13 protein-coding genes are annotated in these 15,286 nt (G+C 51.1%); 1 reads left to right on the top strand and 12 read right to left on the bottom strand.

Going from position 1 to position 15,286, the window contains the following annotated elements; translation table 11 throughout:
- Positions 1 to 11: 11 nt before the first annotated feature.
- The 8 genes from AB9F26_RS00270 to AB9F26_RS00305 form a co-directional block, all read right to left on the bottom strand.
- Entirely contained in the window at positions 12 to 1,121 is a 1,110-nt protein-coding gene (locus AB9F26_RS00270; protein ID WP_039002388.1) for a flagellar basal body P-ring protein FlgI, read from the bottom strand.
- Complete coding sequence (locus tag AB9F26_RS00275) at positions 1,118 to 2,128, bottom strand: flagellin (RefSeq protein ID WP_335585357.1); 1,011 nt, start codon at positions 2,126 to 2,128, stop codon at positions 1,118 to 1,120. The genes AB9F26_RS00270 and AB9F26_RS00275 overlap by 4 nt, the downstream gene beginning before the upstream one ends.
- Positions 2,129 to 2,131: 3 nt before the next feature.
- Positions 2,132 to 3,580 carry a flagellar hook-associated protein FlgK gene (gene flgK, locus AB9F26_RS00280; protein ID WP_369767034.1) on the bottom strand — a complete coding sequence of 483 codons (1,449 nt, stop codon included), beginning with the start codon at positions 3,578 to 3,580 and terminating at the stop codon, positions 2,132 to 2,134.
- Positions 3,581 to 3,606: 26 nt separating this feature from the next.
- A complete protein-coding gene (locus AB9F26_RS00285) occupies positions 3,607 to 4,911 on the bottom strand; it encodes a flagellar hook protein FlgE (RefSeq protein ID WP_039002391.1) in 1,305 nt (434 codons plus the stop codon).
- A 113-nt stretch (positions 4,912 to 5,024) separates the two neighbouring features.
- On the bottom strand, positions 5,025 to 5,891 hold the full coding sequence (locus AB9F26_RS00290; RefSeq protein ID WP_369756269.1) for a flagellar motor protein MotB: 867 nt from the start codon (positions 5,889 to 5,891) through the stop codon (positions 5,025 to 5,027).
- Between the two features lie 76 nt (positions 5,892 to 5,967).
- The gene (locus AB9F26_RS00295) at positions 5,968 to 7,176 is read right to left on the bottom strand and encodes an NAD(P)/FAD-dependent oxidoreductase (RefSeq protein ID WP_335585360.1); all 1,209 of its coding nucleotides are present in this window, start codon (positions 7,174 to 7,176) and stop codon (positions 5,968 to 5,970) included.
- A 42-nt stretch (positions 7,177 to 7,218) separates the two neighbouring features.
- Complete coding sequence (locus tag AB9F26_RS00300; protein WP_335585361.1) at positions 7,219 to 7,851, bottom strand: CAP domain-containing protein; 633 nt, start codon at positions 7,849 to 7,851, stop codon at positions 7,219 to 7,221.
- 41 nt (positions 7,852 to 7,892) lie between these two features.
- Entirely contained in the window at positions 7,893 to 8,999 is a 1,107-nt protein-coding gene (locus tag AB9F26_RS00305) for a polysaccharide biosynthesis/export family protein (protein ID WP_335585362.1), read from the bottom strand.
- A 345-nt stretch (positions 9,000 to 9,344) separates the two neighbouring features.
- On the opposite strand from AB9F26_RS00305, the gene AB9F26_RS00310 reads away from it, so the two are divergent.
- Positions 9,345 to 9,974 (top strand): sugar transferase, encoded by a 630-nt coding sequence (locus AB9F26_RS00310; RefSeq protein WP_335585363.1) that lies wholly within the window; start codon positions 9,345 to 9,347, stop codon positions 9,972 to 9,974.
- A 117-nt stretch (positions 9,975 to 10,091) separates the two neighbouring features.
- On the opposite strand, the gene AB9F26_RS00315 is transcribed toward AB9F26_RS00310, so the two are convergent.
- The 4 genes from AB9F26_RS00315 to AB9F26_RS00330 all read right to left on the bottom strand — a co-directional run bounded on the left by AB9F26_RS00315 (position 10,092) and on the right by AB9F26_RS00330 (position 15,186).
- Entirely contained in the window at positions 10,092 to 10,292 is a 201-nt protein-coding gene (locus AB9F26_RS00315) for a hypothetical protein (protein WP_039002396.1), read from the bottom strand.
- 79 nt (positions 10,293 to 10,371) lie between these two features.
- Positions 10,372 to 11,049 carry a YjbF family lipoprotein gene (locus AB9F26_RS00320; protein WP_369767035.1) on the bottom strand — a complete coding sequence of 226 codons (678 nt, stop codon included), beginning with the start codon at positions 11,047 to 11,049 and terminating at the stop codon, positions 10,372 to 10,374.
- Positions 11,049 to 13,199, bottom strand: a complete 2,151-nt coding sequence (locus tag AB9F26_RS00325; RefSeq protein ID WP_335585365.1) for a YjbH domain-containing protein — start codon at positions 13,197 to 13,199, stop codon at positions 11,049 to 11,051. Before AB9F26_RS00325 ends, AB9F26_RS00320 begins: the two co-directional genes overlap by 1 nt.
- A 106-nt stretch (positions 13,200 to 13,305) precedes the next feature.
- Positions 13,306 to 15,186, bottom strand: coding sequence for a nucleoside-diphosphate sugar epimerase/dehydratase (locus AB9F26_RS00330; protein WP_335585366.1), 1,881 nt, complete (start codon positions 15,184 to 15,186; stop codon positions 13,306 to 13,308).
- Between the last annotated feature and the right edge of the window lie 100 nt (positions 15,187 to 15,286).

Here is a 15,286-nt window from a genome sequence, read left to right on the forward strand (position 1 = left end):
CCGTGATTGATTTAATTCACAATGAACTCCGCATGCAGGGCACCGGCAGCCTTAATTGTTTTTAGAATATCTATAAGATCCCGCGAAGAAACTCCTAAGGCGTTCAACCCTTGAACGACTTCCGAGAGAGAGGTTCCACCCGACACTTCGGCTAATCCTGTTATTGGATCCTGTCGTACATCAATATTTGTACGGGGAACAACGACTTCCCGCCCATCTGAAAACGGGTTTGGTTGCGCAACGAGAGGTTCTTCCTGAATGCGAATGGTTAGGTTCCCCTGTGACACGGCAACTCTGCTAATTCTAACATCCTCGCCCATAACGATCGTGCCAGATCGCTGGTCGACCACAACGCGGGCTTTTCTTTGTGGCTCCACATCAACGTTTTCTATGCGCCCAATTGCATGAGCTGCGGAGGCCATTTTAGTGGCAGGAATATCAATTTGCACGGTTCCTGCATCCAGCATTAACGCGACCCTGCGACCGAATTCCCTATTAATCGCCCTCTCAATCCGCTCGGCAGTTGTAAAGTCCGGCGTCCGAAGTGCAAGCCGCATTTGTTTGATGGCAGCAAAGTTAAAATCAATTTCGCGTTCAACCCGCCCTCCAGCTGGAATTGTACCTGAAGTAGGTACGCCCCGCGTTATGCTCGCTGACTCTCCTTCTGCGAAAGCCCCTCCAGCAATAATCGAGCCCTGACTGACCACGTAGATTTCACCGTCTGCGGCGTTCAACGGTGTCATAACAAGCGTGCCACCAGCGAGGCTCTTTGCGTCGCCCATTGTGGAAACAGTTACGTCAATCATACTGCCCGCTCTTGCAAACGGCGGGAGGGTGGCTGTTACAAATACACCGGCAACATTCTTAGGTCGGAATTGTTCACCGGTTACATTTACCCCAAGCCTCTCGAGGATGTTTGACATAATTTCTTCTGTAAAGGGCGCGTTTCTTAGTCCGTCGCCGGTACCATCTAGGCCAACAACTAATCCATAACCAACAAGGTCGTTACTTCGGACGCCATCAAACTCAACCAGATCTTTAATCCTGACGGGTGATGCATGGGTGAGGCCGGTTGAACTCACCAGTAGGATAGTAAAAAGTGCCAGAATTCTTCTGATCATCTTAAAAAGTCCACTAGATTTAGGCGCGATAGTCGCGCAGTTACTGTGTAAAGCGTCTCGAGTTGAATTTGCACAGCTTCAAGTTCCGTCGCTGCAGTGTAGGGATCGGCTCCCAGTACTCTCGTGCGCGCCAAATCCAACGCGTGTATTTCTGTTTCGTTCTGAACGCGCATTTCGTCGATATGGGCTTCGGCAGTGCCCGTTGCTGCTCTCAAGCCTGATATTTCGTTCTCATTTGACAAAAGGGCCTCGCCAGCACTTTGAAGGAGGATTTGCCTTTCGGAGGCGAAGGCACTCATAGTCCCCTCGGAAATGAGAGCCGCGATAGCAAGACCTTTCAATACACCCCGAATTCCGGGATCGGCTGCTGTAATTTCAAAATGTGCTTCTCGCCCCGGACCAATCTTAAATGGCGAGAGCGTGGTCTGTGAGCCCGTATACCCAATTGTCTCGAACCCCCCACCCGCGTCGTCAAACCAAGAATCAATAACTGCAAGCGCCCCTGCCGCCGTTGTTTCGGTTGCAAGAAGTGGTGTTAAATCCGCGAGCATATCGTCCACGGAAGCAAGAGCGGCTGTGTCAGTCGCCCTTCCGGAAAATAGTGCTCGGCCTGTTGTTTGAGTATTTAGAGCGGAAACTACAGACTCGAATTTCTGTTTGGTATCGGAGGTGGTGGCGTCAACGAGTTCATTGTTGTTGGTATTTGAGGCCATAAGGAGCGCTGGCGCCGCCTCACCAGTTAACCCTTGAATGAAGCCAAGAACTGACTGCGCATTTTCCACGAATAATGCCGCTTCCGAATTCGCGGTTTTATACGCGCCCAGGGAAGCCGCCGCTTCTTCAATTTCACTTAAACCAGTAAAATCCCCGCGAACAGCCTTGGAGGTGTCGGCGACTCTTCCGCTAGAAAGCTCAAGGGAGAGCCTATCCATTTCTGTCTTGAGCTGTGCGTTCTGACGGCTAAGCATGAAAGTGCGCGCTTGGTCACCAAATGAGGAAAACATCATATTTTAAAGCCCCATCAATAAGTCAAGCATTTGGTCAATCGACTGAATAACCTTGGCATTCGCGGCATAACTGCGCTCAACAAGAAGAAGTTTTTGCATTTCCTGATCGGAGTCGACTCCATATGCCTTCTCCTGCGATTGCAGCGCGGTTGTTTTTGTGGCTGCAAAACTAACGTCACTTTCACGCGACTGTCTTTGCACCCCAATGGACGAAAGAAAATCAGCCGACAGATCATTCAATGAGCGAGCTGAAGACGCGAAACTGCCCGAAGCTGGTGCGATTGGGGAGCGCAGGGCATCAATCATGGCTTGAAGCTTTGACGCATCACCAACCTCACCTGCAGTCGCCGCCCCAAGACCATCTCTTAAGCGCCACACTTCGCCCCCTTGGGCTGGGTCAACAGATGCTGTTAGCGCCAAACGAGTGGAAAGTGCAGCCTCATTCAAGGGGTTAAAGGCTGCCCCAGAATCGGTGAAGAGACCTCCTGCACTGGTGTTGTCTACAGCGGGGTCGGAAAATCTCTCTACAAGATTGCGTGCAATGGCGTCGAGATCGGATTGTGCCTGAACGGCGATTTCATCCCGGACTTCGAACAAAGAAGCGAGGGAGCCGCCATTAATGCTGTTTCGTTCGGCGGTCGTATCAATCGGGTACCCGTTGAGCGAAATCCCCGAGAGCGCCCCTGATTCGAGAGTCATTTGTGGAACGATCGTGCTGACGCCAGCGAACTGAAACTCACCAGCACGGCCGTCAAGGAGCACTGCGCCACCTGTGGTGAAAAGAGCAACTGTGTTCCTGTCGCGTGCCACCTCTTTTAATGGAACAATTTCGGCAATCTGGTCAATCATGGCCTGCCGTTGATCCATCAAACCGGTGGCATCATGACCAGAAGATGTTTGCGCAAGAATGTGGTCGTTTAGCTCTTCAATCTTTTGTAAACTATCATTGAGAAACGCCACCTGCGCACCAATTTCATGGTCTGCGGACATTCGCATGTTCTGTATGTCATCAGACACGGTTTTGAATTTTTGCGTCACATCATTTGCCGCAATCAAGACGGCATTTAATCGCGGCGTGGAATCCGGCCGACTAGAGGCCTCGATGAGTGCGGTTTCAAGGGCACTGATTTCCTGATTTAGGGAGCCCGCGTCCTCAGGAATGCCAATTGTCCGCTCTAGTTCGCCAAGGAACTCGCTTAATACAGAAGCGTTTCCCAATTCCGCTTGCGCCACCCGACGATCAGAAATGAGGCCGGAGTCAACATTTCGAAATATGCCTTCGATTTGCACCCCAGCCCCATTCCCAGCCAATGACTGGGAAGAGAGCTCGAGTCTGCGGGTTGCGTATCCCTCGGTGAGGGAGTTGGCAATGTTTGAGGAAACGACTTGTGCGGCTCGCGATGAAGCCGAAAGCCCACTCAGAGCGTTCGAAAATGAAGATGTTAAACTCATTGCTTTTCCTCACTCATTTCCCCCGACTATCGCTTAATGTTAGTCGTCTCTTGCAACATTTCGTCGACGGTTTGGATGACTTTCGCATTTGAAGAATAGGCTCGTTGGGTTTGGATCAAGTTCGTGAGCTCGCCTGCGACATCTGTAGTTGAGCCCTCACGCGCAAATCCGGAAACCTCGCCGGTTGGGCCGTCGCCAGCATCCCAAAGGAAAAATGAACCTGAGTTTGGCGATACTTGAAATGCTTGATTGTTAAGGGACGTCAAAGCATTAGGGTTTGCCACGTCAACCAAGGGAACCTGATAAATCGTCCGGGTGAAACCTGTATCGTAGGTCGCGTTGATATAGCCATTGGCGTCAATCTCCACTGATGTCAGGTTGCCCACTGGTGAGCCGTCTTTCGTAATGGATGTCGGCGCAAAACTGTCTGAAAGCTGGGTCAAGCCGTTTGGATCCCCAAGCGTTCCAATGGTCATTTCCAAATTGCCACCCGCGACTACGAGGTCCAGCGTCCCATCGGTCGCATTATATGCCCCACCTGAAACGGCAACAACGGATTGCAACGTACCCCCATTTGCGCGACTGTCATCGAAAGTCAGAGTATACTCCCCGACCGTCCCACCAGCCTGTGCCGAGTCCGTAATTAGCATTGTCCATTCGTTTGAGGACCCACTCCCCGGTACCGTTGGCGTGAAAGTTACACCTAGTGTTTCCGAAGTTCCCAAGTTTCCAAAATACTCTACGGACAGCGGCAAGGTCTCGCCGGATGAACCGGCCTCAGTTTCTGTCGCGGGAAGGTTCACACCAAGATTGAGAGCGGTAGTAGGGTCGCCGGCGGATTGGTTCACATTGATAACGACGGGTTCGAGGCCGGACGTCGTATCCCGAGCGAATGTTGGAATTGTGCCATCTGCATCTGCAGGCCAGCCCAAAAGAACGAGGCCCGTTTCTGTTTTTAGAACTCCATTTGCATCTGTCCGAAAGGACCCGGTGGTAGTCATCATCATGGGGTCGTCGCCGGTCGCAGATATAGAAACCTCCGCAGTTACGGGCAACATACCGCGTCCGGAAACGGCAATATCTAGAGGATGGCTTGTGGCAATGAGAGGGCCGCGCTCGTCAATAAGACGACTTGTGGTAGCACGAACGCCCCCTGCGGAATAGGAGCCTGCGCCTGGCTCACCATTAATAACAAAGGATTGAAAAGCCGCAGTCGCACGTTTGTACCCATAGGTACCAGAGTTAGCGATGTTATCTGAAATAGTAGCCAAACGGGTTGCGTTTGCGCTAAGCCCGGCTACGCCGGCACTTAGGGAAGATGATATCGTCATGTAAATGCGCCTTTCTGCTGCACTGACCAATGGTCTACAACGACATCTACATGCGCATGCTTAACGGCCCCCTAACAATTAAAATGCGGTCTAATTTGTTTTTGCGCCGCGTTTTAGAAATCTGATCGCAGCAGGATGAGTTCAAGCCGATTGTTTCGATAAGACATTGGATCAGGGTCAATGGTTTTGCGAGATGCAAATCCCGTAACGCGTTGAACCCGTTTTCCTTCCAATCCTTCCTGCTCCAAAAGTTGGCGCATTGCCATGGCACGCGCCGTCGAAATACTCCAAGTACTGTCCGTGAGTGCGACGATAGGGACGGCTTGCGTGTGTCCATTCACGGCGACCTCATTGCGCACCAACTTAAATACACGAACCATCATCTCTGCTATTTCTCTTGTAATTTCAGTTGGTTGCGACGTTCCTTCGATGAAAAGCGGCTCCCCCGGAATATCAAAAACTTCGATCACCAACCCTTCGTCGGTCAACCGCGTGAGAACATGCGTAAGCGCTTGGTCCAGCAGGATGCTTTCGCCACCAGCCCCTAGTAAGATTTGTTGAGCTTGCTCTAGATCTGCCTCCTCTGCGGCACGCGCAGCGCTTTCCTCTTCAGATTCCAAGCCACCATTTGCACCGTCAGTCTTACCTGTTTGCTCTAGAAGTTCTTCCGGCAATGGGTTGGATGCACCAACACCGTTGTGTGCCAAAGTTTCTTCGGGAAAGGGGCTATCCCCACCAAAAAAGCTACCACCTCCACCCGAGTTCCTATTGATTGTAATTGTTGGATTGAAGTAATCAGCAATCGCTTTGCGCTGCTTCTCGTTTGTGGCGCCCAGCAACCACATAAGAAGGAAAAACGCCATCATAGCGGTCACGAAATCGGCGTAGGCCACTTTCCACGCACCGCCATGGTGCCCCGCGGCAATAATCTTCTTGCGTTTAATAATAATCGGACGCTTGCTGTTATCAACAACGCTCATGTCACCACCTCTTATATTCACCCAACCTTTTGATATCAAAGGGGTGTGAAAGTGGCGTTAACCCTTCAAATCCTAACTAATTTTTGGTTTGAGCTGCGATTGCAGATCCTGCAGCCCAACCAGACGACCATGCCCACTGGAAGTTGTACCCGCCGAGCCACCCAGTGACGTCGACCACTTCTCCAATAAAATAAAGGCTAGGAACTAAACGTGATTCCATTGTTTTGGAGCTCAACTGATCGGTGTTCACCCCTCCCAGAGTCACTTCGGCCGTGCGGTAACCCTCTGTCCCCGTTGGAAAAAGCTCCCAAGCGGACAAATAGGTCGCAATAGCTCGCAAATCCACGTCGCTTTGGTCTGCTAGGTTTCCCGTCAGGCGCATTTGGTCGGAAAAATAGTCCGCAAGCCGAGTGGGGAGCACCATGGCCAGAACGTTGGAAATTGACTTTTTCCCGTGCTCCTTGCGCAACGCTCGGAGGTCTTCAAAAAGTGTCCGTTCGGGTAGGATATGCACGTGGATAGGGTCTTTTTCATTCCAGTAACTGCTGGCTTGCAGGATGGAGGGTCCGGATAACCCACGGTGTGTGAAGAGTAAGCCCTCACTAAAGCCAGTGCCATTTGCTGTGACGCGCGCGGGCACTGAAAGACCAGGAAGCGGGCTAAAATCCTGTTTGGTATCCTCGCCAAACGTTAGCGGCACAAGGCCGGGGCGTGTTTCAATGATCGAATGGCCATACTGCTCTGCAATTTGATACCCGATGCCCGTCGCTCCCATTTTTGGGATCGATTTTCCGCCAGTAGCGACGACAACGGAGGAGGCTTGGAGCGTGCTTCCATCGTTTAAGGCGAGATCAAAAAGGCCATCGGAGTGGCGCACCGACGTCACCGAAGTTTGAAGCCGAAGCTCCACGGACGCCTTTTTCATCATCCGCAAAAGCATCGCGATGATATCTTTCGCCGTATCATCGCAAAACAACTGCCCAAGCGTTTTTTCGTGCCATGAAATGCTGTGCGTGGAAATTAACTCAATGAAATCCCACTGTGTGTAGCGTTTTAAGGCGGATTTGGCAAAATGGGGGTTTTGCGAGATGAAATTCTGAGGGCCACAATGGAGGTTCGTGAAATTGCAGCGTCCCCCGCCGGATATCCGAATTTTCTCACCCGCAGCTTTTGCGTGGTCAAGGATAAGGACAGTTTTGCCGGTGCTCGCCGCCTGGGCCGCACACATCATGCCGGCAGCGCCCGCCCCCATGACGATTACATCGAATTTTGAAATGCCACTCATACCTTGCTGAACCACAGCTGCCCATTCAATGCAAGGGGATGCTTAACCAATAAAGAGTTGGGTTAAGTAGATTGAGCCACAGTGGGACCCCTTTGGATCGACGGCTGCGCCCGTTGCGGTCATACGCATTCGGTTGCTCATGAAGTTTTCACGGTGTTTGGGCGATTCGATCCACTGGCGGGAGGCCTCACGCGCGAGACTTGCATAACTATGGGGAGGCAGCGTGTTCCCTTTGCCGTCAGCAAAGTCGCAGGTCGCCATATTCTTTACAAAAAACGGGCCACCCGTCAGCTGATATCGGTACATTCTAATAATGTTTTCGGCACCAGTCTTGACCTTGATCCCCGAATTCATGATGCGATTTTGCGTAGAGTTTTGCCCCCTAACATTGGACTTGTGTGACAGGGTGCTGTTTTTTGCCATCCACTTCGAGTGCTTCGTCGCAGGCTTTGTGAGCTTAGAGTCGCTTGATAGCGCGGGAAGTCCCGAACGACAGCGTGCGTAGTTGACTTCGATAAGGACCGCGTTGTTTAACAAGGATTCGTTGATTTTTCCAGTCGCGGGTATCGCTTTATTCGATCCCGCAATGAGTGTCCGTTCGCAGGCGGCTCCTGCAACGCTTGATAGAAAAATTACGCTGACGACGAGGCAAAAGCTACGGGCAATACTTCTCATAATTAAGCTCCTAAACTGGTTTTAAGGCCAAACCGCCTAATCTATTTCGTAAGAGCAGCAACGCCGACTACGGCGCCAAACAAGCCCACAATCGAGCTTGCCGCTGTGACAACTGATTCGGTTGCAAGCACAACATCACCGGGAACAATTTCGAATTTCTTAGCGCCAAACAACCCTTCTGCAGAAGTCAGGTCGATGGAAAACACGATTTGATCGCGTGCAGGGCCCGTTCCATCCAAACGGATCGCGGATGTGGGATAGTTTCTAAGCACGAGAATTCCCTCTGGATCAGCTCGCAAATCGTTCAATCCACCCATCATCGCGATCGCGTCGAGCGCAGTGATGTTGTCTTTGCTGAAATAGATAGTTGCCTCGTTTTTTGATGCCCCCATTCCTACAAAATAGCGCTTTTCTTCGTCGACAATAACCTTATCCCCGCCACGTAAAGTTGTGTCACGGCTTGGATCCTCATAGAGGTTATCAAGGGAAGTTCCGTAGGTCGTGTTATTGCGGACGAGGCGAATTTGTGGATTTCGGACACCACGGTCAACCCCGCCGCCTGCGGACAACAGGCTGAGGACGGTGAAGTTGCGATCTGGCAACTGGAAGCTTCCGGCCTTCATAACGCCGCCCACGAGGTCAACGGAATTCTTGCGGCCTGACACATGGACGAGTTGAACCTGAACGGCGGGAATAAGCGTCTCGATCTTGACTTGCAATTCCTTTCGAGCGCCCTCTGGGGTGAGGCCCGTAAGCAATACGTCCCCAACATACGGGACATAAATGGTGCCGCTTGGCGAAACAACGAGACCTGCGAGCTCAGTCGCTTTTTGCCCATCGGTGCTCAAAAGGGAGTTCTCTCCACTGTCCCAAATCCGGAGGCTCACAATATCACCTGCCGCAATGATGGGGCTCGCGGGTCCCGCCTGGTGTGAGATCCAAGGATATGATTTTGAAGACTGATTTCCCGGCCACTTAGCGAATTGCGTTAGGAAATCTGGTGATATGACATGCAGGGCGAATGGGGAATTTGCATCTCCAGCGCCACTAATCACCTCGCTCGAAACCGCGGCCCCCCTTGGGAGTGAGCAGGCGGCAATGCCAAGTCCTGCTACGAGTGCGAAGATTAGGTTCGTCAGCCTTGTCATTTTGGTCCCCTAAGGCCAGATTCTCGCACTATCTTGTGCCAAACCCGAAGAAAATTTTAGTTTCACACAAGATACTGTGTGCAGGGACAAGGTCAATCATACATTTAATATATGGCTATAATTGTCGGCATTAAGCGATCCTCGAAGTGTGGTGGAGTACATGAAAAACACTCTAGAGGCCAAAGCCTAAGAATTTGCTAGCAATTTTGGAACAGGTCACTTCCGCTTTTGGGAAATGCATCCGAACGGTTGAGGTTGACGCATAAATACTGCAAAACAAAATCGGAAAACATATGCGCGCGGTCCGGAAGACTCTCTTCATATTATCGGCGCAGGAGATTGTGTGTGACTTGGCAGAAACGTAGTTTGGACATTTTTCTCGCGTGTGTGGGAATTCTCTTTTTTGCCATACCCTTTGCGGTGTTGTTCTTGTTTCTTATGGCTGTCCAGGGGCGGCCAATTTTCTACCTTTCGGAGCGCATGAAGTCCCCAAACGAGGGTTTTTTACTTTGGAAATTGCGCAGCATGGAAATGTCAGCGGTAAATTCTGGTGTGACCGGTGGGGACAAACAGGCGAGATATACGCGGTACGGCAAACGTTTGCGCCGTCTAAGGCTTGACGAAATTCCACAGCTTTGGAATGTGCTGAAAGGAGATATGAGTCTTGTTGGGCCGCGCCCACCGTTGCGGCTGTATGTCGAAGATTTTCCCGAACTTTATCAGCGGGTTCTCACCTCGCGGCCTGGAATTACGGGCTTGGCCACGCTTACTTACCACCAGCATGAAACTGAACTGTTGGCGAAATGCGTGACGGCCGAACAAACCGACATTGTATATCGGCGTCGCTGTATTCCCCAGAAAGCGCGTCTAGATTTAACCTATCAAGAGCACCAATCAGTGTGTTTCGATCTGGAAATTCTGGCCCAGACGGTTGGAAAAGTCTTTTCCGTACGCAAGTCAAGAGCTCGAAAATAGTTTGAAAACAAATGGTTGCGTAGAAAATAAAAAAGCGGGCCTCATTGCTGAAGCCCGCTTTTGGTAAACCGAGGTATCAAAACTATGACACCCCGAAATTCCAGTTCACAGAACGACTTAGGTGTCGTCGTTGTTGCTTGCTACAACCGCAGCAACGGCTACGAGGCCGAGCAATGCGAGTGGTAGCCAGTTATTGCCTTCTTCTTCAGCAATGAAGACGTCTGGCATTGGCTCGGAAACAACTACTTCAGGGCTGCCGGCGAATGCTGTAGTGGCGGAAAGCGCCAAAACAGCGGTGAGTGCTGTGATTTTTTTCATGTTAGCTCCATTAATATATGCACGTACGCGAGAAAAGCATATCGTGGCTTGGGTTTACGGTAAAGTTATATTCTGTTGGTTACTCTAAAATTACTAATAGTGACACATAACCAACAGTTTCGGATACGAATTGGCGGGATTGACGAGCGATACCACTAGAATCGAGCCAATAGTCGTTTTTGAATTTGATTTCGCCAGCAACACACGATTCTTTATAGTGTTTTGTGGCATAGGATTTGTTTAAAATTTGCGTCGTTTCGGCCCCAACGAACTTCCATGTACATACAGCCTGAAGCGGCGCCACTTGATCATCGCCATCGAGATAATAGTGCGTGCGGCTATGAGAGCCTGAACTTTGAATCGATGCGGGAACGCTCGCGGACACCAGATCGGCACCAAGGGCTTTCGTACCGGTGACAAAGGGCCCCTTGAACGTATAGGAGGCTCCATTTTTGGTGCGCCACGTTTTATAGGGCCCGTTCTGTACCTGAAACGAGAGGAAAGCCATGCCTTCTATTTTCTCGACAAGAACAATAATCAGCGGTTTGGTGTTCGTTTCGATCCATGAAAGGTCGCCTTTGGCCGGAGAAGAGGATGCCGCCGTTGCCGCACCTTTGCTCGGTTTGGCCGAAGACATATATCTGCCCTTTAAGTCGCCATAAACTGCCGTACCTATGGTTTCGTCACGCTCTTCTGAGCTACAAGCAGCCACAGCCAATAGGCAGGCGGCAAGCGTTAACTTACGAGTAATAGTCATCACCGCCAGACTCTCCCTTGGCCATCTCTAATCGCGGCCGCATGATTGACACGAATACGGTCATAAAGACGGTCGTTGACGATGAGTTGAGCGCCGCCATCCCGTGACAAGACTTGCAATGCAACTTCCTGAACGCGACGCGAAGGTTTGCCTGTGAGCCAGCTTTGGGGGATTTCAAGGATGACTCCTTTATCAAAGGAGCCTTCGCCATAATCTTCTGCGCTCAGGTCGGTTAATGTTGCAAATGCCCCAACGCGCCAGCCATTTGTAAACTCACGGCGCACGGTAAAGGTTCCGCCCACATCCCCCGCCAGATACTTTCCGGCGCTGAGTTGGAAATCAAATCCACTTGCTTCGTGTTTGTAATACACCGAGGCATGACCGGTTGCGACGCCGTAGTCTTGGAAGCCGAGATAGGAGTCTGTTTCGCGTTGAACGACATAGTTCGCCTCAATACCAAAGGCGAAGGGCTGATTGACAGGCATCCAAAGCAGCTCGGATGAAATGCCGCCGAACATACGTTCGAGGTAACCCGCGCTCACGCGTCCATAGATCTCTTCCGTTGGCTGAAAGAAATACCCCAAAGTAAGATACTGGAGGGAAACAGGGCTGAAGCTCTCGTAAAGGTTGGCATCGCTGCGCACGGGTTGGATGGCGGATGTTGAAGGAGATTCATCCTTTCCAAGAGTACCAATCAGCTGGGCTTGGATCGATCCAGATAATTCCAAACCGGGAGCAAGGAACTGAAGTGTCGTGGCTTCAATACCAGCGCCCCAGCGAATGGGGTCGTCTGGATCGAACAGGCTGAAATCCATGTAGGGGTCAATAGCCCACTGGAAATCCGGATAAACGCCAGGGGCATAAATCAGGTTGGCGGGTTTTGTGGGGACAATGTCTTCAATGACTGCGCTCGCCATGATGAGCGCTTCGCCATTGGGGGCCGTTGAGTATTTTTCAACGTCACTGCGCTTCAACTTAACAACCGATGTTGCCAGCCCATTGACCATATTAACGATCTCAAAAGTTTCAACGGAGGGCGGCATGGTCCGAGTCAGCGCGCGGGCTGTGCGGCCAATTGCTTGGGCGCTATTGATGAATGTCTCGTTGCGAATGCGCACTTCAACCGATGTGCCGCGCATTGCAACAGCTTCCATTTTGACGTCGTCGAACTCCATGTGTTTTTGGAGGTTTTGTGCCAGAATTTCCTGAGATCCGGGTTCTGTCATCCAGATAGTCGAGTATTGCTCCGGGTCGTCAGCATAAACAGGACGAGGTTGCACGGCCAAGGGGGCAGGACCATAGCTCCCCAAAACCGCAGGGCGCTTGGGGCTAAATTTCATCGAGAGGCTTGCGGCGAGTTCGGATCCATACATATAATATACGCCAGCCGATATGATATCGTTGAAGCGATATTCGGCGCCGAAATTAAGGGGTGACTTACGGTCAAACAGGTCTTTTTCGCCAGCTTCAAGGGTGTAGTCGTCCGATGAATACTCTACCTTGAGCGAGAGTTTTTCTGTTGGCCGATACTCGACGCCACCGAAAACCGACATTGGGCCGCGGAAATATTGATTGGTACTAAAGGTACCGCCCTGGCCAACATCAATTGGCGGACGGGTGCCAAACGGGGAGCCAATTGAGTTGTAAGAACCAAGCCGGCCCCACCCCAATCCAATTGTCGCCCGTATTTTTGGCGAGAAGTTTTTCGTGGCGGCAATGTATTCTGCGGAGTAAATTCCTGTGCCAGCGACATCCATGATACCAACGGTCACTGCGGGCAAATACTCGGTTTCCGTCAAAAATTGATAGCGTAAATCAAAACTGCGGTCGTAATATGTTGGATACTCAATGGTGTTCCAATTATCGATCCGAGAATACCGAAATGTTCCAGATAGGCGCTTGGTTATTTGGAAAGTGCTAGACGCGCGCGTGCCCCCCGCAAAGGTCGACATTGTCACCGCAAGTTCGGCGTCCGGCATCGCTTCGCCTGACGGCATGTCGATGAGGCCCGCAATGCCCGCCAAGTTATAGGACGCGTCAGAGGCCGCAGTCGGAACCGCCAAAACAAGAGAAGCAATGCAAAGACTCGGCGCGGTGCTGCGCAGGGCGAGTCCCCGATAGCTTACTTTGTTTCTTTTGTGGCCCAGCATAAATCCTACCCGTCTAGTGTTGTTCATGGTAAAACATACCGTGAATCGTGGGGCAAGTAACAATACCCAACGGCCTTCGCTATAAGCAACAATCGTCTTGTTTACATCACATTTCGACTGCGGGGGGGGAGGCGGCTTCGGCATAACCTTCGACGCATCCATAAAGAATGTCCAAGGCTGCATTCCGATCGGTGGTCGCGATCGCGTGGCGCAGGGCCTTGAGGGCGGCGGCCACTTCAAGTTCGGATAATGATTCTTCGCGCGCACAGAAAATCTTGGCATGGGGAGTCGTAATATTGCCCTCGCCAAGCAAAAGCTCCTCGTGCATTTTTTCGCCTTGGCGCAGGCCTGTCGTCAGAATTTCAATGTCCCCGTCTGGGTTTTCTGCCGTTTTGACTGTACAACCGCTGGCTTCAATCATGCGCCGCGCAAGGTTCAGAATTTCGACGGGTTCGCCCATATCCAAAACATAGACTTCGCCACCCTGCGCAAAGGTTCCCGCCATAAGAACAAGACGACTGGCCTCTTGAACTGTCATGAAATAGCGCGTGACTTCACTGTGGGTCACCGTCACAGGACCACCGTGCGCAATTTGATTGCGAAAGAGCGGAACAACCGAGCCTGACGACCCTAGTACATTCCCGAACCGAACCATCGAAAAGACCGTATTTGAGCGCGAGGCTTGATCCTGAACGACCAATTCGGCCATCCGCTTGGATGCGCCCATAACATTGGTTGGGCGCACAGCCTTGTCTGAGGACACAAGAATAAACCGTTCCGCGTTGGCGTCATGGGATGCTTTCGCGAGAGTCGCAGTTCCAAGAACATTGTTTTCAAGCCCTGCGAGGCTGTTGATCTCAACCATAGGCACGTGTTTGTACGCCGCGGCATGAAAAACGACATCAATCTTATTTTCAGCGAAAACAGATGCAACCAATCTTGGATCGCTCACGGACCCTAGAACGGGTTTGACCTCGATTCCAAGTTCATTGGCGAAACTCGAAATGTCCATATCCGCGTTGTATAAGGCAAATTCACTGCTATCCAAAAGGATGATTTGCTTTGGTCCACAGGACAAAAGCTGCCGGCAGAGTTCAGAGCCAATTGTCCCGCCTGCGCCCGTGACAAGGATATTTTTGCCACGATAATTGTCCCCAAATTCGGTCACTTTGTGGTCGACTTTGGCCCGACCAAGTAGCTGTTGATGGTCACTCAGAGAGAAGACTTGCCCCATTTCCTCATCGCCAATCAATTCGGCAAAGTCAGAGGGTGTTAGGACTTCGAGACCAAATTTTTCAAACCGTCGAACAATGGCAACTTGCCGTGCAAACGACAGGGACGGCATGGCAAGGATGACTTTGTGCGCCTGCTTTATCTTGGCGATATGCGGGATTTGGGAAGGGCGCGCAATCGGGATGCCATCAATGGCAACGCTCTGAATGGCGGGGTTGTCGTCGGCGTAGCTTAGAATCTCATAGTGCTCTTTACTTTGGATCGCTTTGGCAAAATTCATACCTGTCTGGCCCGCGCCATAGATAATGAGGCGTTCCCGAGGATGCCCCGCGAGATAAATCATCTCGAGGATTTTCAACATCATTACGCGGCTTGTGACCGCAAACAAAAAGTAGCTATTCCCAAAAACCATGATAGTTCCCAAGGGATACTGCAGGCCGAAAAGCTTGCCAGTTGCCATAAAGGCAAGCGACAAAAGTATGGATAGTTGGGCGGTCTTGCCCGCAGCGCGAATTTCATAATCGCGAAGCCGAAAGTTTGGTATTTTAAGATAGGTCGTAAAAAGCGCCGCTAAGCAAACGAGGATTAACGTCTGGGCAATGATACTTGTGTTTGAGCCAAAGGGTTCAGTGGATGTTGATTGAACGAGAAGTGTAAATCCAAGCGCGACTGGAAGGAGTGACGTGTCCACAAACAAAAACACAAAACGTTTCTGCGCGCGTGTGAGTTTTTCAATTCTACCAAGCAATGACACTAAAATGGCCTCTTAAAACTTTTTCCAAGCGTTAAAATTGAAGGCCTGAAATGGCATACTTCAATACGTTCGCTCGGTCCCCACCGTGGGCCGCCAAAAT

The sequence above is a fragment of the Falsihalocynthiibacter sp. BN13B15 genome, assembly GCF_041205415.1.
GTDB lineage: Bacteria > Pseudomonadota > Alphaproteobacteria > Rhodobacterales > Rhodobacteraceae > Falsihalocynthiibacter > Falsihalocynthiibacter arcticus.

What these genes read in the sequence shown, in the direction of transcription:
- AB9F26_RS00270 (WP_039002388.1), bottom strand. Translation starts at nt 1,121, where the DNA reads ATGATCAGAAGAATTCTGGCACTTTTTACTATCCTACTGGTGAGTTCA.
- AB9F26_RS00275 (WP_335585357.1), bottom strand. Translation starts at nt 2,128, where the DNA reads ATGATGTTTTCCTCATTTGGTGACCAAGCGCGCACTTTCATGCTTAGC.
- flgK (WP_369767034.1), bottom strand. Translation starts at nt 3,580, where the DNA reads ATGAGTTTAACATCTTCATTTTCGAACGCTCTGAGTGGGCTTTCGGCT.
- AB9F26_RS00285 (WP_039002391.1), bottom strand. Translation starts at nt 4,911, where the DNA reads ATGACGATATCATCTTCCCTAAGTGCCGGCGTAGCCGGGCTTAGCGCA.
- AB9F26_RS00290 (WP_369756269.1), bottom strand. Translation starts at nt 5,891, where the DNA reads ATGAGCGTTGTTGATAACAGCAAGCGTCCGATTATTATTAAACGCAAG.
- AB9F26_RS00295 (WP_335585360.1), bottom strand. Translation starts at nt 7,176, where the DNA reads ATGAGTGGCATTTCAAAATTCGATGTAATCGTCATGGGGGCGGGCGCT.
- AB9F26_RS00300 (WP_335585361.1), bottom strand. Translation starts at nt 7,851, where the DNA reads ATGAGAAGTATTGCCCGTAGCTTTTGCCTCGTCGTCAGCGTAATTTTT.
- AB9F26_RS00305 (WP_335585362.1), bottom strand. Translation starts at nt 8,999, where the DNA reads ATGACAAGGCTGACGAACCTAATCTTCGCACTCGTAGCAGGACTTGGC.
- AB9F26_RS00315 (WP_039002396.1), bottom strand. Translation starts at nt 10,292, where the DNA reads ATGAAAAAAATCACAGCACTCACCGCTGTTTTGGCGCTTTCCGCCACT.
- AB9F26_RS00320 (WP_369767035.1), bottom strand. Translation starts at nt 11,049, where the DNA reads ATGACTATTACTCGTAAGTTAACGCTTGCCGCCTGCCTATTGGCTGTG.
- AB9F26_RS00325 (WP_335585365.1), bottom strand. Translation starts at nt 13,199, where the DNA reads ATGCTGGGCCACAAAAGAAACAAAGTAAGCTATCGGGGACTCGCCCTG.